The following is a 21,471-nucleotide window of genomic DNA, read 5'->3' on the forward strand; positions in this document are numbered from 1 at the left end:
AGAGATGAACATGAATGGGTATGCAGATTTTCAGTCGCCAAATCGGGTTCGTTTTGGTGTCGATAGTTTCTTAACGTTATCCGAAGAAGTTCAGTCGTTTGATGCCAAACGCGTAGTGATCGTCAGTGACAAAGGGATGGTCGGTACAGGACTTGTGGACCGGACGAGTCGTTTGCTTGTGGACGAAGGCATTCACGTAGACCGTTTCACCGATATTGAAGGAGAACCTTCATTTCAGCTACTCGAATCGGCAGTGACGGAAGTTGAATCGTATCAACCTGACGTCGTCATTGGTCTGGGCGGGGGAAGCGCGATGGACACCGCAAAGACAATCGCGGCGCTGTTAGGTAAGGAAGAAAGATCCTCATACTTATCCGGTGAAGTGACGATCCCAAGTCGTTCGGTGCCGTGTATTCTATTGCCAACTACTGCGGGAACAGGAGCAGAAGTGACGATGAACGCCATTTTTGGTGATACGAAACAAGGGGTCAAGCGGGGGCTCGTAAGCTCGGCGCTTTTACCAGATGTTGCGATCGTTGATCCTGTACTCACACGCTCGTGTCCACCTAGAGTTACCGCGTCTTCTGGGGTAGACGCCTTTACACACGCCATCGAATCGTACGTCGCTGTCAGAGCGACGCCGTTTACAAACATGTACGCAGAAAAAGCAATGGAGCTGTTTCCTCTCCATATTCATCAAGCCGTACACAACGGGTCAAACCTAGAATCTCGAGTAGGGATGAGTATGGTCAGCCACATGGCAGGCATTTCTTTAGCCAATGCCGGTGTCGGTGCCGTTCATGCGCTCGCGTATCCGCTCGGTGGAACGTATCATGTTGAACACGGGGTTGCCAATGCCTTGTTGCTCCCGTTCGTTCTGGAGGTGACGGGCAAGACGTGCACACCGCAAATGGTCTCTGTTGCATCAAAGCTGCAATTAGGAGACTATACCGAGACGCCCGATCTCGCGTTGGACGCCATCGTTTATTATCTACTTCAACTGTTAGAAGACTTAGATTTGCCCTCATCCCTACAAGAGTTAGGTGTTGATGAACCATCTTTACCACAGTTAGCAAAGGAAGCATCAAAAGTGACGAGACTACTATCAAACACCCCGTATACCTTAAATGAAAAGAAAATTCTAGCGATATATGAACGGGCGTACAACGGGAGAGGGTTGCGACGATGAACGAAGGGGAAATGCTCTATATAGACGGAGACTGGGAGGCTGGAGAGCGCTATGAAACGTTATACTCTCCCTACGATCAAGAGGAGCTCGCGCGCATTCCACTCGCCACAAAAGCACAAGTGAAACGGGCCATTGATAGTGCCCACCATGCGACACGTACGATGAAATCTTTGAGCGCGTTTGAACGTGCTGAACTGTTATCAAACGTAGCAGCTGGGTTTGAAAAATACGATGAACAATGTGCACAAATCTTAGTGAAAGAAAACGCAAAGCCAATCAAAGCGGCTCGGGGAGAAATCAAGCGAACGATTGAGACGTATCGCTTTGCTGCAGAAGAGGCAAAGCGGATACATGGAGAAATGGTCCCGCTGGACGCCGCCGAAGGGGGCAAAAGTAGACTCGGATACACAAAGCACGAACCGTTAGGTGTGATTGCCGCTATCACGCCGTTCAATTTTCCTTTTAATCTGACAGCCCACAAATTAGGACCGGCGTTTGCGGCAGGAAATACAGTCGTGTTAAAGCCCGCATCGCAAACCCCTCTTAGTGGCTTAATGACTGCGAGAATCTTTGAGGAAGCTGGGCTACCTAAAGGTGCTTTACAAGTCATCACAGGCAAGGGCAGTGAGTTGGGGGACCTACTCGTTAAGGATGACCGAGTGCGTATGGTGACGTTTACAGGCAGTGTTTCTGTTGGGAAAGCGATTCGAGAAAAAGCAGGTCTTAAAAAAGTTACCTTAGAATTAGGATCAAACTCGGGAGTCATTGTTGACACAGTCGAAGATCTTGATGCTGTTGTAGAACGCTGTGTTGAAGGAGCCTTTACGTATGCAGGACAAGTATGCATCTCTGTTCAGCGTATATTTGTTCAAGATCGTTTGTATCATACGTTTCTGGATCGCCTTGTGGAGAAAACCGAATCGCTTCAAATCGGAGATCCCGCTCACGAAAATACAGACGTATCTGCGCTCATTAGTCCTGGGGAATCCGAACGCTTGCAAGCGTGGGTGAACGAAGCCCATGAACAAGGAGCGACAATTGCATTTGGAGGAAACAAAAGAGGTGCAGTGATTGAGCCTACGATTATTACGAATGCAGATCGTACACTTTCTGTAAATGCAGACGAAGCATTTGGTCCCGTTGTCACCGTGACGCCTTATGAAACCTTTGATCAAGCAATTGCCGGTGTTAACGATTCAGCGTATGGCTTACAAGCGGGGGTGTTCACGACCGAGATTGCAAAAGCGTTTAAGGCCGCCGATGAGTTAGAAGTAGGGGGTGTCATCATCAACGACATTCCAACGTTCCGAGTCGATAACATGCCGTATGGAGGAGTTAAAAACAGTGGCATCGGAAAAGAAGGCGTCAAATACTCCACAGAAGAAATGTCAGAGATAAAGTTCGTCTCTTTTAAACTTTAGCGATGAAACGTGCCCTTGGTCTTTTTTGAGATCAAGGGCTTTTGTGTATAATAGATTTAGTAAAGCCCTCTTGAGGGCTGTGAAGTTCGGAATAGATGAGTGCACATAGATGGGAGGGAGGTTCAGTATGAATTTACGAGATTGGGAGATTATTCATGCGTTGTATGAACGAAAAAATATTACAAGAGCGGCAAGAACACTGTTCATCTCTCAACCAGCTCTTACCGCAAGAGTGAAACAAATTGAAGAATACTTCGGATGTCAAATCATATTAAGAGAACGTAGAGGCATTCAATTCACACCGGAAGGTGAGTATTTGGCTAAGCAGGCGGTTAACGTTCTAAAACAGCAAGAACAAATCCGGTCAGATGTGCTTAGTATGAAGGATAACTTAGGCGGCACACTTAAATTAGGGGCATCCAACTTTTTTTCGAAATACAAGCTACCGAAGATCTTGGGAGATTTCAGAAAAATCTATCCGAACGTTGAATTTCAAGTCTTATCTGGGTGGAGCGAAGACATTTATAGAAAGATGGCGGACCGGGACGTTCATGTAGGCTTTATTCGAGGCGACTACCCATGGCGAGGGAGACGTGACGTACTTTTTGAGGAAACGTTATGCGTCGCATCAACCGAACCCTTTGAATGGATGATCTGCATAAAATGACGCAGATCAATTACAAAACCGATCGTAAACTCATCGCACTCGTTGAAGATTGGTGGAATGAGAACTTCGATTATCCCCCGAATGTTGGCTTGCGCGTTGATCAAGTCGATACGTGCAAAGAAATGATTATTAACGGATTAGGATACGGCATCGTGCCGGACTTGATCGTAGACGACGATCCAAGCATCTACAAAAAAACATTAAAGAACCCAGACGGTGAACCGATCATTCGCAAAACATGGATGTACTATGACCAAGATTCCGTTTCCGTGAACACGATCGGTGCATTCTTACGTTACATCCATAGCATTGATGTGAAACGATTGTAAACCGACCCATGCCTTGTTCGATAAGGGCATGGGTCTACTAATTCTGGTTTAACGCTTTTGATACGTCACCCAGGCCGGCTCGGAAGAAAACGGATAAGCTTCTAACACAGAGGTAAAATAAGGATCCGTCGTATCAACTTCAGCTTCAAGGTAACGAAATCCATGTTTCTTTGCGTATCCGATTTGCTGTTCTGTGAGCAAGAGAACAGATGAAATACCCTCCAACGTTTGACTTCCACGCCATCCGAGTTCGAGCGTCTTGCTTTTTTCTGTTTTGTGGAGCATTGCAAAGGCGAATACCTCATCACCTTGTGTTAATAGGAAACTTCCTTCTAATAACGTATTTGTATTGCAGACGATGTGGTCCCACTTATTTACATCGAAAGTTGCTGGAGGATTGGCTTGGTGTGTTTGTTCGTATGTTGACTGAACGAGCTGCACAACGTTTCGCCTTAATAACTGGTCAGTTGAAATTTGTTTGAAAGTCATGATCTGATCCGTTTGAGTAACAAAATATTGAAAAGACTGTACCTCAAGTGTAGGTTCGTAAGTTTTACGTATCTCTTTAAATCCTACGCTGCGGTGGAAAGACTTAAGATAATCGTTTGCTTCCCAAAACGACGTCTGCAACGGATGTTCAACGGTTGCATAAGATTCCACTCGCTTTAGAAGTTTACCCTCCACATCGTAATGACGAAACCGAGGGTCTATAGCTGTAGAAACATAAGTAGTATGCGGATGGAATGGATTCTTCCAAGCAGTTGTTAAACCAATCCGTTTCTCATCATAAGTGGCGTCGAATGCACACAAGCGATGGCGGCTTTCGAAGCCGCGCAAGAAAAATATCTTCGAAGTGGGGTCATTTTTAAAACATAACGACAAAAAATGTGTGAGGTCTTCCGTTTCAATAAAATCGACAGTGTTGATCGTCAACTGTTTCTTCAATAGATCACCCCTCTCTCTTTTCGTTTTGCTTAGATGATTTTGGTATGTAACTTGTCTTCGTGAGAACATTGCACAATCGTGTATGGATTCCAATATATTGATTATAGTGCATAAAAATGATACGCTGTGTTTAGAATAAGGAATACCCAGTCAGTGCGGATACACTGAACTGGGCATGTGTAGAACATTTTTTCAAGGATGATGTTCACTCGAAGTGAAGTAACCACCCTCTTGGACTCGGAGTGGTTACTTCTTTTTGTTGTTTGCATTAGCATCTTTTGTTAAAAGATACACTAATGTTGCAACACCGAGACAAACCATGATTGCCTCATAAGAAGATATAAATAGTATCACCCCCAACCTGCCAATTGACACGTCATTCGCATGTCACGACTGTTGGTAGGTGAACACCACCCCTGAGTTTTCTGTTCTACTATGGAAAAGTATAACATTATTAATTTGTGTTTTTTGGGAAATCTAAATCCTGTTAACATTATCAATGATACCTCAGAATAATCATACATTAGTCACGTTCATTGATAGACTTGCACGTTTATCCATTTTTCCCTTCCTGTATCGCAGCCTTCAAGGCATACAAATGATTAGAAATTAATATCGTACTCGCAACGAGTGCGCACAAGAGAGCGAGCACAAAGTAAGCAATGGTGTGCGTGCCGTTAATGATGTAATTATACGCATCCCCACCAACATACGCATTCATAGGAACGTCTGATTCGTCAGGACTTACATACACGAAACGCTTATAGATCCCGACAAGAATAAACGCCATTGCCGCAAAATAAAAACCCTTTACCTTCCCATCCCATTCAGGTATTTCTTTTCTTCTTGCGACCCTGGATCCTCTTGTTGTTCAGTATTCACATGTTCTTGCATCCCTGTTTTCTCCTCTTTAGTAACAATGTCGTAAGCATATTATACCATGACTAAAGTTGAGTTTATTAGATATTCAGGAAGAAAGCAGTCGAACAGACACACTCAGATGCTAATGTTGTTGGTGACCCTGCAGATCACGAAAGTAACGAGCTTTCCGCGTTGAGTGTTTCACCTACTACATGGTAGCCTCACACCAAGTGCCATGGCTACCGGCCAGGCAGCAGGAGTTGCGGCATCGATGGCCCTTGAAGAAAATCAATCCCCGAGTGACATATCAATACAGATGCTGCAGGAAAAGCTCAGGGAGGGCGGGGCGGTTATCAATTAATGAGAAGAAAACGGATTGCCCCATCGATCCGTTTTCTTCTTTTTTCGTAGTAACGGTTGATCCCTTTAGTCTATATAAGTTGAACTTTAGTTTTTCCTGATTTGCGCTGTTGGGTTGGAGGGGTAGCGTGAGCTGGGTGCCATTTTGCGCGCAAGTTTGTCTAGTTTTACGATTTTGGCGCTCATTCCGCTAAACATGCGCGCAGTTTGTTCCAACTGGAGCGCAGATTCAATGCCCATAAGCTGTCGGCCCCGGTTCGGCGCGGCTCGCACCGACAGCTTATGGGTACTTCGGGGCGGGGGTGTACACGTGACCTTGTCATCTGTTCCCGAGTTCGCTCATTCTGTTCCCTAGTTTATGTGAATATACCGCTTTTCCTGCGATTTTCCACAATTTGAGAACCGTTCGGTCCCAACTCGAGCACAGGTTCCACTTTACGAAGCTTATCACTGGTTCTTGAAGAAGTTCTTTAGTTCAACTTATCTAATTTAAGAATTAGTTAAGAAATTGTTTAGAGAAATACAATTTTTCATCGCTATCCTTTCATGTAGAGGGGGTACGGCAATGAAGAATCTATTGGAATATGTATCAAACGTTATGATGAAGTGGAATTGGGTGATCATAGGTTTCTGGATCGCTACATTAATTTTCGGAATTTTTTATTCAAGTGAATTGCAAGATCGACTTACGGGTGGTGGGTGGTCCGTGCCAGGATCTGATTCAGAAGAAGCCTATCATTATGTGACCCAATCGTTTGAGACGAGAGATGCATCATCGTTAACGATTTCCATTCACCATGACGATTGGGTGGTAGAAGATGATACGTATCGCCAAGTGTTGGAGCAGACGACTACGGCTTTATTAGAGGAATCGATTGTCGAGCAGGTGTATACTTGGAATCATCTTGAAGAAGGCGTTCGGGAGTCGTTTGTTTCGGAGAATGGTCATACAAGTATCGGTTTTGTAGAGTTAAATATTGACGAAGGTTTTGCTCAAAAGTACGTGCCACATATTCAAGAACGTCTTACTGCAATCATTGATGAAGAAGGATTTGACGTGGCATTAGTTGGTACTCCAGCATTCTGGGGTGAGATGAACGAACTTAGTCAAGAAGGGTTAGAGAATGCACATTTGTATGCATTACCAATCATCTTGATGATCTTAATTGTGGTGTTCCGGTCTGCCGTTTCAGCCATGATACCATTGTTTTTATCTTCGATCTCAATTGTTGGAACGTTAACAGTGCTTACGTTCATATCGTTGAACATGGAGATGTCTGTTTTTGTTCTTGATGCAGCTCTTATGCTAGGTATTGGGGTAGGAATTGATTTTACACTCATCTTTTTGAAGAGATTTCAAGAAGAGCTTGAAACATCAGGGGAAAACCTCCATAAAGCCATTAATCAAACGATGAGAGATTCGGGAAGCTCAATTGTATATTCAGGATTAACAATCATCGGGACAATGGCGGCTTTATTGTTTGTAGAAATTGCGGCAGTCCGGTCCATTGCCATTGGAATTATTGTTGTTGTTACATTGCTTCTTCTCGTTGGATTAACGTTATTACCCGCGTTACTGTCGTTGTTAGGTAAAAGGGTATTTGCCTTAGCTATTTTTCCTTCAAAGCGAACGAAGAGAAAATCATTTTCTATCGTAAGACAAGTAATGAAACGCCCAGCTGTTTATCTCATCTCCGCGACGATTATTTTGCTTGTGCTGTCGATCCCCGCTTTAGATCTTAAAGTGGCGACGCCTGATGCACAGTTACTTCCTGAAGACTCGCATGTTCGAAAAGGGATTGTCAACATAGATCATAGCTTTGGTGAAGGGTACACTTCCCCCATTCATGTCGTTATGGAAGTCCCTAAAGAAACGGTGAGAAGCTCAGAAAACCTGGAATATATTAAACAGACAGAACAGTGGCTGTCGAACGTTGAGCATGTGGAAAGTGTTCAATCCATATTTTCGTTGTTTAGCGTGGATGACAATGAAGTGCTCATTCAGACACTGGAAGAGACATCTGAATTGCTCACATCGGATCAGCAGTTGATGCTGGATCGTTATCTTTCAGCAGATCAAACCGTTGTCGTCTTCGATGTGATATCGAAATATTCAGCTTCTAGTAAAGAAACGAGAGAAATTGTCGATGGTATTCGAGAGGAATTTGTCAGTCAGTCGAGCGAGTGGAATGTATATGTAGGGGGAGAAACGGCAGAGGGCATGGATACTAGTGCATCGCTTAATGATCGTTTAGTTCCGGTTTTGTGCTTAACATTAGCCTTCTTGTTTATTATCCTAACGATAACGTTTCAAAGTCTTGTCATTCCGATCAAGGCCATTGCTATGAATCTGTTATCACTAGGAGCCACCTACGGAATTTTAGTGATGGTTTTTCAATGGGGTTGGGTTCAAATTTGTTCGGAATTGAAGATTTTAGTTATATTCAAAATTTTGTTCCGATCTTATTGTTAGGTTTATTGTTTAGTCTGAGTACTGATTACGAGGTGTTTTTGTTAAGTCGTGTCCAAGAAGCTTACCACTCAGGAAAGTCAAATCGAGACAGTGTTGAGATAGGCATTATGAAATCGGCGCCAATAATAAGTGGCGCAGCCGTAATCATGATTGCTGTCTTTGGATCTTTTGCTTTTGCCGGGGTACTGCCTATGCAACAGCTCGGGTTAGGGATGGCGGTAGCATTCTCATTGATGCAACACTCATTCGATTATTAATCGTTCCAGCGACAATGACTTGGCTAGGCAAATGGAATTGGTGGTTCCCTTTTAAACGACGGTGATTATCTCATTGAGAAGAGGAATAAAACAGTGTCAATTCGAATGAAATTAATACTCTCTTATCTAATCATTACCATTCTGCCGATAATGCTTTTTGTAGGCTTCCTGCATTTGGTCTTTCATATTTTCTTTGACCAGCTGGAAGAAGTAAAATCATTTTACAACTTTAACAATAATGAGGCAGTCGAAGAATTCATTTTTCAAGATATTGTCGTTATTGCTGAAGGATTGCAAGTCATGAAGGAGCTTGATGAACAACAAGTACTTCGTTATATGGATCATGCTCAAGAGCGGCTTGCCCAACGTCAAATGGGAATTTTTATTAAGAGTAATGACGGTTTTCATGCCTCTACGATCATGAATCACGATCTTCAAAGTCATTTGTTGCATGAGCCGTTACAATCAGAGAATCTCTCTAATGGCTACTACGAAGGGGAAGGGCAAGCCTGGGTTTTTCTGGCTTCAGAGGAAGAGCATCTCTCAATTACGTTAGCACTAAACATCACCCCAGTACAAAACTTATTCAAATCGATTTTGCCGACAATTATTATGGGTAGCATTGGATTGTTTCTTCTAATTAGCATTAGCTTGACAATCTTTATGTCACGACACTTTAGCGTACCTTTAAAAACGCTAGCTCATTCTGCAAAGAACATTGAAAGTGGAAATTATAATCACCCTATAACATTACATCGTCAAGATGAAATTGGTCAGCTCGGTACGTCCTTTGAAAAAATGAGACATTCTCTAAAACGATCGATGCATGAGCAAATGAAGTATGAACAAAATCGCAAAGAATTATTAAGCAACCTGTCACACGATTTGAAAACGCCTATAACGTCTATAATGGGTCACGCTCAAGGAATGTTAGACGGCGTCATGGTAACGAAAGATCGGCAAGAAGATTATGCGCGAGTAATCTATAACAAATCTAAACACCTCAATCACCTTATAGATGAGTTGTCTCTCTATTCCCAGCTAGAGTTAGAACAAGTTCCGTTTCAGTTTGAGAAGGTGTATGTGAATCACTACATCCAAGATATTTTTGAAGGCTTTAAGTTGGAGTATGAAGAGATAACATGGACGTTGTTAAATGAATGTTCGCATGGAGATGTGCAGATATGGGCGGATCGCATGCAACTTTTTAGAGTGTTTGAAAACCTCCTGAATAACAGTATAAAATATATGGACAAAACGGATCAGACAATCCACATTCACATTAAGAAAATTGAGAATGAGGTACAGATTGATATTGAAGATAATGGACGGGGGATGACAGAGAACGAAGTATCAAAAGCATTTGATCGGTTGTACCGAGCAGACTCTTCGAGAGATCAGCAGACAGGTGGAAGTGGTATTGGTTTAGCAATTGTTCGGCAAATTGTTAATGCCCATAATGGAAAGATAACCATGAATAGTAGGAAAGGTGAAGGTACTAGAGTGAAGTTTTGCATTCCATCTGTGAAGTGAGGGGAAGCTGTGAAAGAAATACTCGTAATTGAAGATGACAAAAGCATTGCAAATCTTGAGAGAGACTATTTGGAATTTCATCAATACAAAGTAACTGTGGTACATTCAGGCTCTGAAGGTCTCTCGCTTGCTCTTTCAAGTACATTCAACCTAATTATTCTAGATGTAATGCTACCAGATATGGATGGTTTTACCATTTGTGAACGGATACGAGAAACAAAAGATACACCCATTCTCATGGTGACCGCTAAAAAGGAAGATATCGATGTAATTAAAGGACTTGGGCTAGGTGCAGATGATTATCTTCTGAAACCCTTTAACCCCAATCACCTTATTGCACGTGTGAACGCACATATTAACCGCTATGAACGACTGACAAATCATCAAGCTGTTCCGTCAGAAATTTATCAATTCGGACGTTTAGTCGTTAATTGTCAAGCAAGACGTGTGTATGTAGATGACGTTAGTGTTGAGCTGCGAGCCAAAGAATACGCACTTTTATTACTTTTCATGCATCACCCCGGGCAAGTATCTCAAAAGATCATTTGTACGAACGCATATGGGGGTCTGAAGCTTTTGGTGACGTTTCGACAGTAACCGTCCACATTAAGAAGTTAAGAGATAAATTAATGGTAAATGATCAACCTTTCACAAAAATTGAAACCATATGGGGGGTTGGGTATCGGTTTAATAATGATAAATAAAGGCCATTCCCGTCTTCAATTCGTGGATCACTGGGAGGAAGTTGCAATTAACGTAACATCTTCCCTTTTTTAACACAGCTTTATGTAAGTTCTTGATCAAATAAAAAAGCGTGCCATCGTAAGCACGCTTTTTTCACTTATAGAGGCAACTCTCGATTTCGAATCGAGACGTCAACCTCGCCATGACAATAGTCGATGAACTCCGATACGCTTGCAACAAGCCGGTCATGATAGACCTTGCCGTTTTCTTTCGTAGAAACAGTAGGGTCGCCAACGACACCAATCCCTTTCGCCGTTTCCCGGTACGTATGAATGTCACTCGGCACAAACACTTTATCCGTCTCCACGAATGGATCGTGATTCAGGTAACGGTGAGATTGATGAATGTTTTTTGATGCCGCTTCTGGGTCGCACAGCTCAGGATGTAAATAGTACATGTGCGACGTTTCCATTTCAGCAGCATGGCCCACACCGCCTGGCTCCGATTGACGGATTTCTACGGCAATTTCTTTCGCAATATAAAAGGGGTCAATGACTGAAATGTATGCCCCTGTATGATTTCTCACTTTCGTGGCTGCCGTTTTAATCGGTGGTAAATTTGCCTCACGGTGACCGTTAATAATATGGATCCGTTTAAAGCCATGATAGATTAGGCTATTGGCGATATCGGTTAACAGCGCAGTAAGTGTTTCCGGGCGCAGTGTAATCGTTCCCGGAAATGCCATATGATGCGGTGCCCACCCGACCCAGACAGGTGGGGCAATGAGTGTGCCTGTTTTTTCAGCGACACTCTCTGCAACCGCAATTGAAACGTATGAATCAGTGCCCATCGGAAGGTGATGTGCATGTTGCTCCACACTCCCGACAGGAATAATGATGTCTTGTCGCTCCGTTAAATAGTTCTCGACGTCTTTCCATTTTTGATCTTGAAGCCATTTAGATGTGCTCATGTTTTTCTTCCTCCTCGGAATCATGGAATTGCCATCTCTTTTTTGAATACAAGTAGTACCACAATACAATGAGTACAACCCAAGAAATGCCGATTAATAGTGGGATGGTGTCAACATAAAACAAAATGCCGATTGCGCCCACCGTAGCGACAATGGCTAGCACGGGTATGTTCTTAATGTTGAGTGGAAAACGGAATTGTCGCTGGAGCTCGGGCTGTCGAATGCGAACAACGATAACGAGCACGTTAATGAGTGCCATCATGAGCCAATTCGCAAATACCGCCGCACCTACGGCAATCCCAATCGCTGCTGAAAAGCCGAATACACTTAATAGTGTCGTGAGTAACGCAAGAATTCCTGTAAACAAGATCGCGTTTGCCGGAAGTTGCGTTTTTTGATTCACGCGCCCAAAAACTTTTGGCACAGCATTCTCTCTTGCAGCAGCGAACAACATCCGCGAAGAGCCAAGAATACAGCCGATCGTCGATGTGCCGGTAGCCGTTAATGCTGCAATTGTAATGAGAATCGTTCCGCCAATCGGGAGAACATTCTCAATGGCAAACGATAGCGGTGCACTAGACGCTGCTAAATCAGCGGGGTCTGCCACCGCCACCGCTCCGTAGCCGGTAATCGTATAAAGAATTACAACCGTTACTAGCGCTGAGATTTGGGCAAGCGGCAAGTTCCTTCGCGGATTTTTAGCTTCCTCCCCGAGCGTTAACACGGCTTCCACTTGCATCTGGCCAAACGCAATGAGTGCCGCTGCCGCAAAGATACCTGACCAGCCATTCGGCATGAATTCAGGATATGTGAAAGGTCCGAACGGCATATGTGCAATGGCAATAATGGCAATGGCAAACAAGGCAACCACTTGTACGAGTGAGAAAAACGTATTAATCTTCCCCGCCACTTTCATTCCAATTAGAAGCAAAATCGTAATTAGAATGGAAACAATCGGTGCCACGACGATCGGTGATATATTAGGGAAGAGATAAGTAAAATACCCAGCAAAACTTAAGTTAACCGCACCAGCAGCGAAAGCGAAAGATAAAAAGTATAATCCAGCGCACATGAGCGCGGTGAGTTGCGACAAATCCTTAGAAATCGGACGTAATGCATATTTTGCGTACGCATACGAAGCCCCCTCATACGGCCAAATGGAAGCCAACTCCGCATAGCTCATACTCGAAAGAAGCGCAATTCCTCCGGCTACTAGGAACGCGACAAACAGTGCCGGTCCCGCCTCTGCCACTGCCGGACCAATGACTGTGAAGATCCCCCCGCCGATCAGCGCCCCAATCCCGATGCTCCATAAATCCACAAATCCTAAACTGCGTGCTAATTTTGGTTGTGACGCACTTGCAGCCAATAACTCCACCCCACTATTTTTGTTTACTAGTATACTGAATTATCAATCAGTAAAGCAATCGAAAATAGCAAATTTTCATACTTTATGTAGAGTGAATAGTGAGTTAATTGAGATTATACCAGAACATATACGCTGAGTTTTTGCTATTTCATGAAATCACTCTTAAATATATAGAAATACTAAAGGATGATAATCTAGCTCGCAAGCACAAAAACAAACCCCCGCCCATACAATAATTGAATAAAATGAGTGAGGTGGTAATATGTACAATCAACAACGAATCATACCGATTCCATTTCCGCTCCCAGGACTGCCCGGAGGGGGAGGTCCACCAGGTGGAGGATGGCAACCAGGCCCGCCTCCCGGTGGAGGAGGCCCACCAGGAGGATGGCAACCAGGTCCACCACCCGGTGGTGGTGGGCAGCCTCCGAGTGAACCACCGCCTTCTTTTGTTCCCACACAAGCACAAGCCACGCCATTTGCGATTGATTCTGGTGCCATCTCGTTTTGCCAGTTTCGCTTCACCTATTTATGGCTGCGGAACGGTCAAAACTTCTGGTACTATCCAATTTTTATCGGCAGACGGTCGGTTGCTGGGTTCAGATGGACGGGGCGTTCGTGGGTGTTCTTCGGAGTAGATACGAATCAAATCACATCGTTCACGTGTCAATAATTAAGGCTCAAGGTGTAAAAGACCTTGAGCCCATTTTCATAGCTTGGAACAGAACTTTTGCTTCCATAAAAGACGATTAAGTATTATATTATAATCGGTACTGTTCATTAAACAGTACCCATTTGAAATAAACTGAGGGAGTCATTCATGAGATGAAAATACGATATGCATTTTTCGTTATTTTACTTTTTACTTTTATTCAACCTCTAGAGGGCAAGGCATTTAAATTGCAAGATCATCCTGAAGTGATGACTCACTATATGGAGAGGTCAATGGAAGAGTACAAAATTCCCGGCGCTTCTTTGGCCATCATTCAAGACGGGGAGTTCGTTTATCATCATCAATATGGGGAAGGTACTAACGGGGAAGCAATACATGCGGAAACGCCTTTTGTCATCGGTTCACTAAGCAAATCCTTAACTGCATTGGCTGTGATGATGCTAGTGGAAAATGAAGAGATTGATTTGGATGAATCTATTAATACGTACATCCCGACATTTCAGTATGAGACCAAAAGTGGGCAATTAATAAAAGTTAAACATCTTCTGGACCATACCAGTGGTATCTCTTCCTATGATAGTTATACGGTGACCGATCAACAACGGTCTGAACAAGGAGCAATTCGTGAGGCAGTTGTAGATTTAAGCGGCGTAACATTAGACCAAGAACCTGGAGAACACTATGACTATCATTCTGCGAACTATTTGCTCCTTGGTTTCATCATTGAGGAAGTTTCTGGTGAATCATTCTCCGATTTTATGACGCAACATTTATTTCAACCGTTACGGATGGAAAATACTTCAGCTGCTTATGAGTCGGCCGTGGAAGACGGGTACATGCCCGGGTTTCAATCATGGGGAGGTTTCCCCGTAGCAAGCGATGGTTTTTATGATCATGCGGGGGCGCCATATGGATATATCACATCAACTGCAGAAGATTTGGCTTCATTTTTGTACTTTCTTTTAGAAGGCGGCGACCTGCTCACAGATGAAAACCTTCAGCGGATGATAACTCCTCCGGAGGCAGGCAAAACATATCACTTTGGCTGGCACTTCTCTGAACAAGACCAGGTACCATATCATGGCGGTGCTGTGCCGGATTTTAGATCTCAAATGTACTTCGTGCCGGACAAAGGAGATGCAGCTGTGCTTCTTACAAACAAATATCACTCTCTAGAAGACAGTCAAATCACACAGTTCATGGACGGAGTATCGTTAATTATGGAAGGAAACGAGCCGGGAGAAATTGTACCACAAGGCAACCTCCTTTTTTGGAGCATCGTCGGTGGAGTATTGTTATTTGCGGGCATGAGTATCACTCATTTTATTCTAATTAAGAAGAGGTTTGTTGGAAGAAAAACAACGATAATCATTTCTATCATTTGTCTCTTAGTTAGCATAACAAGTATTCCGGTCATCATACAATTCGTCGGTTTGCCATGGAGGACGTTTGCTCTTTTTGCGCCGGATGTAGCTGTGTTTGTCTATGTTCTAATTACGATCTTTGTTCTCCATGCGTTCAAATCGTTGGTGTATTTAAGGAAGCATATCTGTTAGGAAGAGCATTTCGTGGGCATAAAACACATAGAGCTATGGAAAAGCGAAAGTTAGGAAAAATTTATGAAATGAGTGAACTGCATAACTTGAATTGAGTACACCATAAGCGAACATTTAGAACCATTGTGGTTTATTGAGTTACACTACAGGAGGATGTTTGAACTCCAGAGCAAAAGTGCAACATTGGGGGCAAAAGTACACCTACCATGTTTTCTTTATACTGCAGTGGATAAGGACGACATCAGTTTTCCCTGCTCGCTCTATCGTTCGAGGCAGTTTATCTAGGCGCCCACCAGATGTCTCTACTTGATCGGGTATCAAGCGGCATCAAATTGAAAGGCTAGTTACCTCTCGGCACCTTCGGTGCCGAAACGAAACTGAACCGCTCTCGGCATGACTCATGCCGACATGTCGTAGGTACTTGAACTAGGGAAGGGTTAAGAAGAAACGAAGGGAACGTAGTAAATACGATGTATGTGGACGCGGCATTAACACTGTGTGATTTGATAGAAGAGTGCGCGTGTTTGAAAGCGAAGTGCACCCATTCGACATGATAGCGAACAGAATCTACACCCACGTGCACATCCTCAACATTCTCACACCAGCTTAGTAAGCACTCCTATGCTTGAACTGTTCGGTATCCCCCTTCGTAAAAGGCGAGCGGGTTACCATCTTCGATACGCAGGTTCGTGACGTTCCCAATGAACAGCGTGTGGTCGCCTTCAACATAGGTGTTGTGCACGGTACATACTAAGGAGACGAGGCTTTGCTGGATGACGGGTTCGCCTTCAAAGCGATCAAACGTAAATGGCTCCTCTGATGGGATCTGCCTGGCAAAGCGCATGCTCATCTGCTTTTGTTCTTGTCGCAACACGTTGACGGTGAACTTCTGTGACGCTTCAATGATTGGTAGCATTCGGGCCCGCTCGTCAACAGAGATTAGAATGAGTTTAGGGTCGAGCGACACACTCATGAAGGCATTGGCGGTCATGCCGTGGGGCTTGCCGTCTTGCTCGGCGACAATGACGGTGACTCCGGTTGCGAATTTGCTCATGGCCGTTCTGAACAGCTGATCATCCACGGCAATCTCCTCCTAAATGATAAAGGTTGGTTTCTTCTTTTCGAGTTTCGGTTCTCGTGTCGGCACAATGGATGTACCATGAACATCTAAAAAAGATGAGGCTTCTTCGAACCAGCTGTCCGGGGCTTCATGGCCCCAAAATGTGGCTCGTTTCGGGTCGTTCAAGTCCCACCGCACTGGCTTAAAGTCTGGGTCACTCGTTAAATAATCGCCGTTATACAGCTCAATACGATGACCGTCCGGGTCACGCAAATAGAGGAAGAAGGCGTTTGATAACCCGTGTCTGCCAGGCCCTCGTTCGATGTTCGGACCGTAATTCATGGCGGCAAGAACGTCACATGCATCAATGAGGCTCATCGGATCTTTGAGCCAAAAACCGACGTGGTGCAGGCGCGGGCCCGCACTGTTCATAAAGGCGACGTCATGCACACTCGGCTTCCGGTGCAACCAACTTGCCCAAATCTTTTCTTCTTCGGTCGCCGTATATTCTGAGCAACGAAACCCGAGCTGCTCGGTGTAAAACTGATGGGCAGCTTCTACGTCGTCGACCATGCAATTAAAGTGATCAATTCGTTGTACTTTTGCCCCGCGATGGAGCTCGAACCGTTGCAACAACCGCTCAGCTTGGGGCATATCCCGGTAAAACTCAACCGTTAACCCACTCGGATCGGATACACGCAGGCAGCGGCCAATGGCATGCTGCTCGCCATCATCCAACCAGCGAACCGGCAAATTCATCTCTTGGAAAAGCGTTGCAAGCCGTTCCAAATCTTCGTTATGCATTACTTTATAACTGATGGTTTCAACAACCGCTTCAGACGCCTTTTTCAAACAAAGGCTATGGTGATTGTGCTCCTCCAACCCTCGCAAAAACAACTGCTCATCGACGCGTTCTGTGACGACAAATCCCAGTGCTTCATAAAATGCGAGAGATTGATCAAGATCGCTCACATGAAGAACGGCTCGACCGGCGCGAATAATGTCCATACTAGCCCTCCTCTACGATAAGTTCGGCTTCACAGCTGTCGTCTGTTTCAGAAAATCATTCACATACGCTTTGTACGGCTCTTTATCGAAGGCATCAAAATAGCTCATTCCCATCTTCACAGGGTCCCCAAAGAAGTAGTATTCATAGTGCATTTGCCGGCTGCCAAAGGCGCTGAGCGTCATATCCCAAGCTAAACGGAACAGCTGTACCCGCTCGTATCCTTCCAAGTTCTTCGACTGCATCGCCCGGTTCACGATCGGACCGAGGTCACTGTGCTCAAAATCCGCTTCTGTAGGAATACCCATCAGCCCAGAGGCTCCGAGAATCCGCAGAATTTCCACCATGCGCGGGTACACACGAGGGTACCAGTTGCGCGCAGCATTTAACGAATCAAAATCAGGAGTCATCGTTCCCCATCGATCTTTCTTCGCCCCGTGCTCGGCGCGGTACAAGTGGGACTTCATCGACTCCAACGTCAACATCACCTCTGTTCCCTTGTCCTTCACATGTTGGAATCCGTCAATTCCGATCGCATCCATAATTTGCAACACCGTTCCGAGTAAAAATTCAGTTTTGATCACGTTTTTAGCGACCACCTGGTGCGACATGTGGACGACCGCATTCGTATCCCGAAACGTTCGATTGCAAATGGAAGAGTTGCCGCACACAAATACGCGCTCCCACGGGATAAAGACGTTGTCAAAGTGAACGATTGCATCTCCTTCTTCATAGCGGCTGCCGAGGGGGTGATCGTACGTCGATTTGCCATAGTCGAACGACTCGCGCATCACAAAGGAAAGTCCCTCCGTGTTGTTCGGGGTCACAAATGCAAGTGAATACGGGTCATCCTGTTCGCCGGCAGGTTTGACGGTTGAAGGGAACACGAGAATTTCATCAGTCACACCGCCTTGGGTGGCAAGCAGGCGCACACCGTCAACGATAATGCCATCGGACTTCTTTTCGACGAGGTGTAGCGCCATGTTGGCGTCTTTTTGCTCGTGTTGCGCTTTTGCACGGTTCACTTGAGGGTGGATGAGCGTATGCGTTAAGCTCATGTCGCTTTCTCGTGCATATTCATAGTAGTTGCGGGCGTTTTCCGCATACATCGGATCGTCTTCAGCGAACAGGTCATTGGCAACGCCCATTGCCATCACTTCAGCGTTCAAGTAGTCTGGTGAGCGACCCATCATGCCGCCGGATAACTTTGCCCATTCTTGAATCGCTGTTCTGCGCTTGATGATGTCATTCACAGATTCTGGTCGCAGAAAGCTCATACCGACCGGTTTGCCAGACGTCGGGGACGTGTACAGCATTCGATCTGGCTTTTCGTATTGCAAATCATAAAGTTTCGCCATCGAGTTGACGACGTTTTTCGTCGCTCGGTGGCTCGTCGGATCATCGACGCGTTCGCCGTGGATAAATACATTGTTTTTGGCGTTTTTTAACCGTTGTTTATATTGCATCCCTGTTTTTGCGGGCATGTTAGTGCACCTCCCGGTTCGTTTTCCCGAATTGTGGAATTGGATGATCGTTTAATGCGACATGAATAATTTGCACTTCGGTATAAAACTCAAATGCGTAATGCCCGCCTTCACGACCAATGCCGCTTTGCTTCGACCCACCAAACGGGGTGCGAAGGTCGCGTACATTTTGGGCATTCACCCAAAGCATACCCGCGTTTACGGCGGCAGCGACGCGATGGCCCCGTTTCATATCGTTCGTCCACACGTAGCCTGCGAGTCCGTACCGCACGTCATTTGCCCGCTCAATCACGTCAGCTTCATCGGTAAACGTCATCACTGTTAGCACCGGTCCAAAAATCTCTTCTTGGACGGCTCGCATCGTTTGATCGGTATTCAAAAGCAAGGTAGGGGGGATAAAGCAGCCCAAATCGTATTCAGCAGGTACGTTGCCTTGATACACCGTGACCCCGTCTTCTTTCGCTTGATGAATATGGCTTTTCACGTGATCGTAATGGTTACGGTGAATGAGCGGGCCGATTTCCGTCGCTTCATCAAGAGGATCGCCGACACGAATGTTGTCGACCCGCGCTTTTAGACGTTCAATAAATTCTGATGCAATTGACTCATGCACATAAAGGCGCGAGTTTGCTGTACAACGCTCGCCGTTGAACGAGAAGATCCCCACGTGCACGCATCGAGCGCCCGCTCCAAGTCAGCATCATCAAAAATGATGATCGGTGATTTTCCGCCGAGTTCCATGGAAAACTGTTTCATATGTTCGGCGCCATTGCGCTGAATTTCGACACCTGTTTTCGTTTCACCTGTAAAAGAAATGAGCGGTACATCTCGGTGGGCAACGAGTGCGGCACCTGTCACTTCACCGATCCCATGTACAACATTAAAAACACCGTTCGGAAGTCCTGCCTTATCAATGATTTCTGCGAGCCGGTTTGCGGTAAGTGGCGACCATTCCGCCGGCTTTAAGACGACGGTATTCCCGGTGGCAAGTGCCGGTGCAATCTTCCACGTTTCTAACATAAACGGTGCGTTCCACGGTGTAATGAGCCCAGCAACGCCAACCGGCTTGTGGATCGTATAGTTTAAAAATTCATCATCAACATTGTAGACGTCGCCAACGAGCCGTGTTGACACCATTTCTGCATAAAACCGGAAGTTCTGCGCTGCCCGTGCGACCATCTTTTTCGTTTGTTTGAGTGGTAGCCCTGTGTCGAAAGATTCGAGTGGGGCAATCTCATCAATATGTTCATCAATTAAGTCCGCAATGCGGTTCAGAAATTGCAGGCGTTTGCTTAGCTTCATTTGTCCCCACTCACCGTGGAAAGCGGTTTGAGCCGCTTTAACAGCGAGGTTTACATCCTGCTCATTCCCTTGAGCCACATGGTTGATCGTTTCATTCGTATAAGGGTTTGTGTTTACAAACGTGTCTTTACTCGTAGAAGGAGTAAAAGCACCGTTAATGTAATGGTTAACAGATCCAATATTTTGAATAACGTTTCGGCCAGCTTCACTCACATGTTCCAAATCAATACGCACGTTCACCCTCCTCCATAAAAATAGCGGTTGTTTTGAAAGCGCTTTCAATATATCATAGACGATAACATACATAAAATATTGATTTCATAGTCTTTGGATATGAAAAACATATGAAAGGCGTGACCGGGTGGATACGAAGAGGCTTCGGTATTTTAAGACGATTGCTGATGAAGGACAAATTACAAGAGCCGCTCGGAAACTGCAAATGGCTCAACCACCGCTTAGCCAACAGCTGAAATTGCTTGAAGAAGAGTTGAATGTGCAATTGTTCGATCGTGGAAAACGAAGCCTTCAACTGACCGCTGCTGGAGCGGCCCTTTATGAAAAAGCAAAGATTATACTTGGCACGATTGAAGATACGGTGCACGAAATCAAAGCGATGGACTCGGGTGAAATGGGGACGCTATCCATCGGTGTTAACAAATCTTGTTTCTACTATTTGCTCGAACCGATGCGCCACATCCGCGCCAATACGCCAAACGTCAAAATCCAGCTACGTGAAGGGGATACGTATACACTCATGCAAGCAATGGCGGAACGAGATATAGAAGTTGCATTCGTACGCTTTCCGTTGAATATAGAAGACTTCACAGTACAATACGATGCAATCACACTCCCAGCAGAGCGTTATGTGCTCGCGGTGCCTACGACTCATGCGCGGTCCATAGAAGGGGTTGAAGTACAGATGCAACATCTCTCGGGCATCCCTTTATTGTTGCTCCATCGAACGAGCGGGCGAGGGCAATACGAACGGGTCATCGGAGCATTCCACCGCGCTGGCGTTCAACCGAACATCGCTTGTGAATGTCCTGATGCTGCCATGCTCTTATCCCTTGCTTCTGCAGGCATAGGCGCTGCAATTGTACCAGAATCAACGTTACAAGCCTTTCCAACTGAAGGGTTACAGGTGTTCCCGATCGCTAATATGAACGTAAAAGCAGAAGCGGCAATCGTTTGGCAACGGGAGCGGTATTTGAGTGGACCGACGCGGCGGATGCTTGAGCGGATGAGGGGGATCTATGGGGGGTGAAATGGAGATTGCACATTCCGTTGTTTTGAATGATTTAAGTTGAAGATAAAATTTTAAATAACTAGTTT

Annotated in this window: 18 protein-coding genes and 2 pseudogenes; 12 read left to right on the forward strand and 8 right to left on the reverse strand. The window is 45.1% G+C overall.

The window, feature by feature from the left end; translation table 11 throughout:
• The first annotated feature begins 10 nt into the window (after nt 1–10).
• The 4 genes from JCM19039_RS09755 (at nt 11) to JCM19039_RS26480 (ending at nt 3,606) form a co-directional block, all read left to right on the forward strand.
• A complete protein-coding gene (locus JCM19039_RS09755) occupies nt 11–1,189 on the forward strand; it encodes an iron-containing alcohol dehydrogenase (protein ID WP_238544993.1) in 1,179 nt (392 codons plus the stop codon).
• Nucleotides 1,186–2,610: an aldehyde dehydrogenase family protein gene (locus JCM19039_RS09760; RefSeq protein ID WP_042426569.1), complete on the forward strand. Its 1,425-nt coding sequence runs from the start codon at nt 1,186–1,188 to the stop codon at nt 2,608–2,610. Before JCM19039_RS09755 ends, JCM19039_RS09760 begins: the two co-directional genes overlap by 4 nt.
• A gap of 127 nt (nt 2,611–2,737) precedes the next feature.
• Entirely contained in the window at nt 2,738–3,277 is a 540-nt protein-coding gene (locus JCM19039_RS26475) for a LysR family transcriptional regulator (protein ID WP_052398680.1), read from the forward strand.
• The gene (locus tag JCM19039_RS26480) at nt 3,274–3,606 is read left to right on the forward strand and encodes a LysR substrate-binding domain-containing protein (RefSeq protein ID WP_052398681.1); all 333 of its coding nucleotides are present in this window, start codon (nt 3,274–3,276) and stop codon (nt 3,604–3,606) included. The genes JCM19039_RS26475 and JCM19039_RS26480 overlap by 4 nt, the downstream gene beginning before the upstream one ends.
• A gap of 48 nt (nt 3,607–3,654) precedes the next feature.
• On the opposite strand, the gene JCM19039_RS09770 is transcribed toward JCM19039_RS26480, so the two are convergent.
• The gene (locus JCM19039_RS09770) at nt 3,655–4,551 is read right to left on the reverse strand and encodes a hypothetical protein (RefSeq protein ID WP_042426572.1); all 897 of its coding nucleotides are present in this window, start codon (nt 4,549–4,551) and stop codon (nt 3,655–3,657) included.
• A 553-nt stretch (nt 4,552–5,104) separates the two neighbouring features.
• The gene (locus JCM19039_RS09775) at nt 5,105–5,341 is read right to left on the reverse strand and encodes a hypothetical protein (RefSeq protein ID WP_042426575.1); all 237 of its coding nucleotides are present in this window, start codon (nt 5,339–5,341) and stop codon (nt 5,105–5,107) included.
• A gap of 267 nt (nt 5,342–5,608) precedes the next feature.
• Here JCM19039_RS09775 and JCM19039_RS27910 point away from each other — a divergent pair, with 267 nt between their 5' ends.
• The 5 genes and pseudogenes from JCM19039_RS27910 to JCM19039_RS09795 all read left to right on the forward strand — a co-directional run bounded on the left by JCM19039_RS27910 (nt 5,609) and on the right by JCM19039_RS09795 (nt 10,739).
• Nucleotides 5,609–5,773 carry an FAD-dependent oxidoreductase gene (locus JCM19039_RS27910; RefSeq protein WP_152550163.1) on the forward strand — a complete coding sequence of 55 codons (165 nt, stop codon included), beginning with the start codon at nt 5,609–5,611 and terminating at the stop codon, nt 5,771–5,773.
• A 564-nt stretch (nt 5,774–6,337) separates the two neighbouring features.
• Complete coding sequence (locus JCM19039_RS09780; protein ID WP_042426578.1) at nt 6,338–8,245, forward strand: MMPL family transporter; 1,908 nt, start codon at nt 6,338–6,340, stop codon at nt 8,243–8,245.
• Entirely contained in the window at nt 8,170–8,502 is a 333-nt protein-coding gene (locus tag JCM19039_RS26485) for an MMPL family transporter (protein WP_081834449.1), read from the forward strand. The genes JCM19039_RS09780 and JCM19039_RS26485 overlap by 76 nt, the downstream gene beginning before the upstream one ends.
• Nucleotides 8,503–8,595: 93 nt before the next feature.
• The gene (locus tag JCM19039_RS09790; RefSeq protein ID WP_042426584.1) at nt 8,596–10,035 is read left to right on the forward strand and encodes a HAMP domain-containing sensor histidine kinase; all 1,440 of its coding nucleotides are present in this window, start codon (nt 8,596–8,598) and stop codon (nt 10,033–10,035) included.
• A 9-nt stretch (nt 10,036–10,044) separates the two neighbouring features.
• Nucleotides 10,045–10,739: pseudogene (locus JCM19039_RS09795) on the forward strand (response regulator transcription factor).
• 137 nt (nt 10,740–10,876) lie between these two features.
• On the opposite strand, the gene JCM19039_RS09800 reads toward JCM19039_RS09795, so the two are convergent.
• Entirely contained in the window at nt 10,877–11,689 is an 813-nt protein-coding gene (locus tag JCM19039_RS09800; protein ID WP_042400448.1) for a creatininase family protein, read from the reverse strand.
• Entirely contained in the window at nt 11,676–13,058 is a 1,383-nt protein-coding gene (locus tag JCM19039_RS09805; RefSeq protein WP_042426586.1) for an APC family permease, read from the reverse strand. Before JCM19039_RS09805 ends, JCM19039_RS09800 begins: the two co-directional genes overlap by 14 nt.
• 262 nt (nt 13,059–13,320) lie before the next feature.
• Between JCM19039_RS09805 and JCM19039_RS09810 the strand changes: the two genes are divergently transcribed.
• Complete coding sequence (locus JCM19039_RS09810) at nt 13,321–13,731, forward strand: hypothetical protein (protein ID WP_042426589.1); 411 nt, start codon at nt 13,321–13,323, stop codon at nt 13,729–13,731.
• Nucleotides 13,732–13,883: 152 nt separating this feature from the next.
• Nucleotides 13,884–15,287: a serine hydrolase gene (locus tag JCM19039_RS09815; RefSeq protein ID WP_052398682.1), complete on the forward strand. Its 1,404-nt coding sequence runs from the start codon at nt 13,884–13,886 to the stop codon at nt 15,285–15,287.
• 619 nt (nt 15,288–15,906) lie between these two features.
• Here JCM19039_RS09815 and JCM19039_RS09820 read toward each other — a convergent pair.
• The 4 genes and pseudogenes from JCM19039_RS09820 to hpaE all read right to left on the reverse strand — a co-directional run bounded on the left by JCM19039_RS09820 (nt 15,907) and on the right by hpaE (nt 20,352).
• Nucleotides 15,907–16,368, reverse strand: a complete 462-nt coding sequence (locus tag JCM19039_RS09820) for a flavin reductase family protein (protein WP_042426592.1) — start codon at nt 16,366–16,368, stop codon at nt 15,907–15,909.
• A gap of 12 nt (nt 16,369–16,380) precedes the next feature.
• Nucleotides 16,381–17,355 (reverse strand): 3,4-dihydroxyphenylacetate 2,3-dioxygenase, encoded by a 975-nt coding sequence (gene hpaD / locus JCM19039_RS09825; protein ID WP_042426594.1) that lies wholly within the window; start codon nt 17,353–17,355, stop codon nt 16,381–16,383.
• Between the two features lie 12 nt (nt 17,356–17,367).
• The gene (gene hpaB, locus JCM19039_RS09830; protein ID WP_042426598.1) at nt 17,368–18,837 is read right to left on the reverse strand and encodes a 4-hydroxyphenylacetate 3-monooxygenase, oxygenase component; all 1,470 of its coding nucleotides are present in this window, start codon (nt 18,835–18,837) and stop codon (nt 17,368–17,370) included.
• Between the two features lies 1 nt (nt 18,838).
• A pseudogene (gene hpaE, locus JCM19039_RS09835) lies at nt 18,839–20,352 on the reverse strand (5-carboxymethyl-2-hydroxymuconate semialdehyde dehydrogenase).
• A 148-nt stretch (nt 20,353–20,500) separates the two neighbouring features.
• Between hpaE and JCM19039_RS09840 the strand changes: the two are divergent.
• On the forward strand, nt 20,501–21,403 hold the full coding sequence (locus tag JCM19039_RS09840) for a LysR family transcriptional regulator (RefSeq protein WP_042426600.1): 903 nt from the start codon (nt 20,501–20,503) through the stop codon (nt 21,401–21,403).
• Nucleotides 21,404–21,471 lie beyond the last annotated feature (68 nt).

It is taken from the genome of Geomicrobium sp. JCM 19039, from assembly GCF_000698145.1.
GTDB lineage: Bacteria > Bacillota > Bacilli > Bacillales > Marinococcaceae > Geomicrobium_A.

Bases quoted from the DNA above. Each gene is read 5' to 3' on its own strand.
- JCM19039_RS26475 (WP_052398680.1), top strand. From the start codon at position 2,738: ATGAATTTACGAGATTGGGAGATTATTCATGCGTTGTATGAACGAAAA.
- JCM19039_RS09780 (WP_042426578.1), top strand. From the start codon at position 6,338: ATGAAGAATCTATTGGAATATGTATCAAACGTTATGATGAAGTGGAAT.
- JCM19039_RS09810 (WP_042426589.1), top strand. From the start codon at position 13,321: ATGTACAATCAACAACGAATCATACCGATTCCATTTCCGCTCCCAGGA.
- JCM19039_RS09800 (WP_042400448.1), bottom strand. From the start codon at position 11,689: ATGAGCACATCTAAATGGCTTCAAGATCAAAAATGGAAAGACGTCGAG.
- JCM19039_RS26480 (WP_052398681.1), top strand. From the start codon at position 3,274: ATGACGCAGATCAATTACAAAACCGATCGTAAACTCATCGCACTCGTT.
- JCM19039_RS09815 (WP_052398682.1), top strand. From the start codon at position 13,884: ATGAAAATACGATATGCATTTTTCGTTATTTTACTTTTTACTTTTATT.
- JCM19039_RS09760 (WP_042426569.1), top strand. From the start codon at position 1,186: ATGAACGAAGGGGAAATGCTCTATATAGACGGAGACTGGGAGGCTGGA.
- hpaB (WP_042426598.1), bottom strand. From the start codon at position 18,837: ATGCCCGCAAAAACAGGGATGCAATATAAACAACGGTTAAAAAACGCC.
- hpaD (WP_042426594.1), bottom strand. From the start codon at position 17,355: ATGGACATTATTCGCGCCGGTCGAGCCGTTCTTCATGTGAGCGATCTT.
- JCM19039_RS09775 (WP_042426575.1), bottom strand. From the start codon at position 5,341: ATGGCGTTTATTCTTGTCGGGATCTATAAGCGTTTCGTGTATGTAAGT.
- JCM19039_RS09755 (WP_238544993.1), top strand. From the start codon at position 11: ATGAATGGGTATGCAGATTTTCAGTCGCCAAATCGGGTTCGTTTTGGT.
- JCM19039_RS26485 (WP_081834449.1), top strand. From the start codon at position 8,170: ATGGGGTTGGGTTCAAATTTGTTCGGAATTGAAGATTTTAGTTATATT.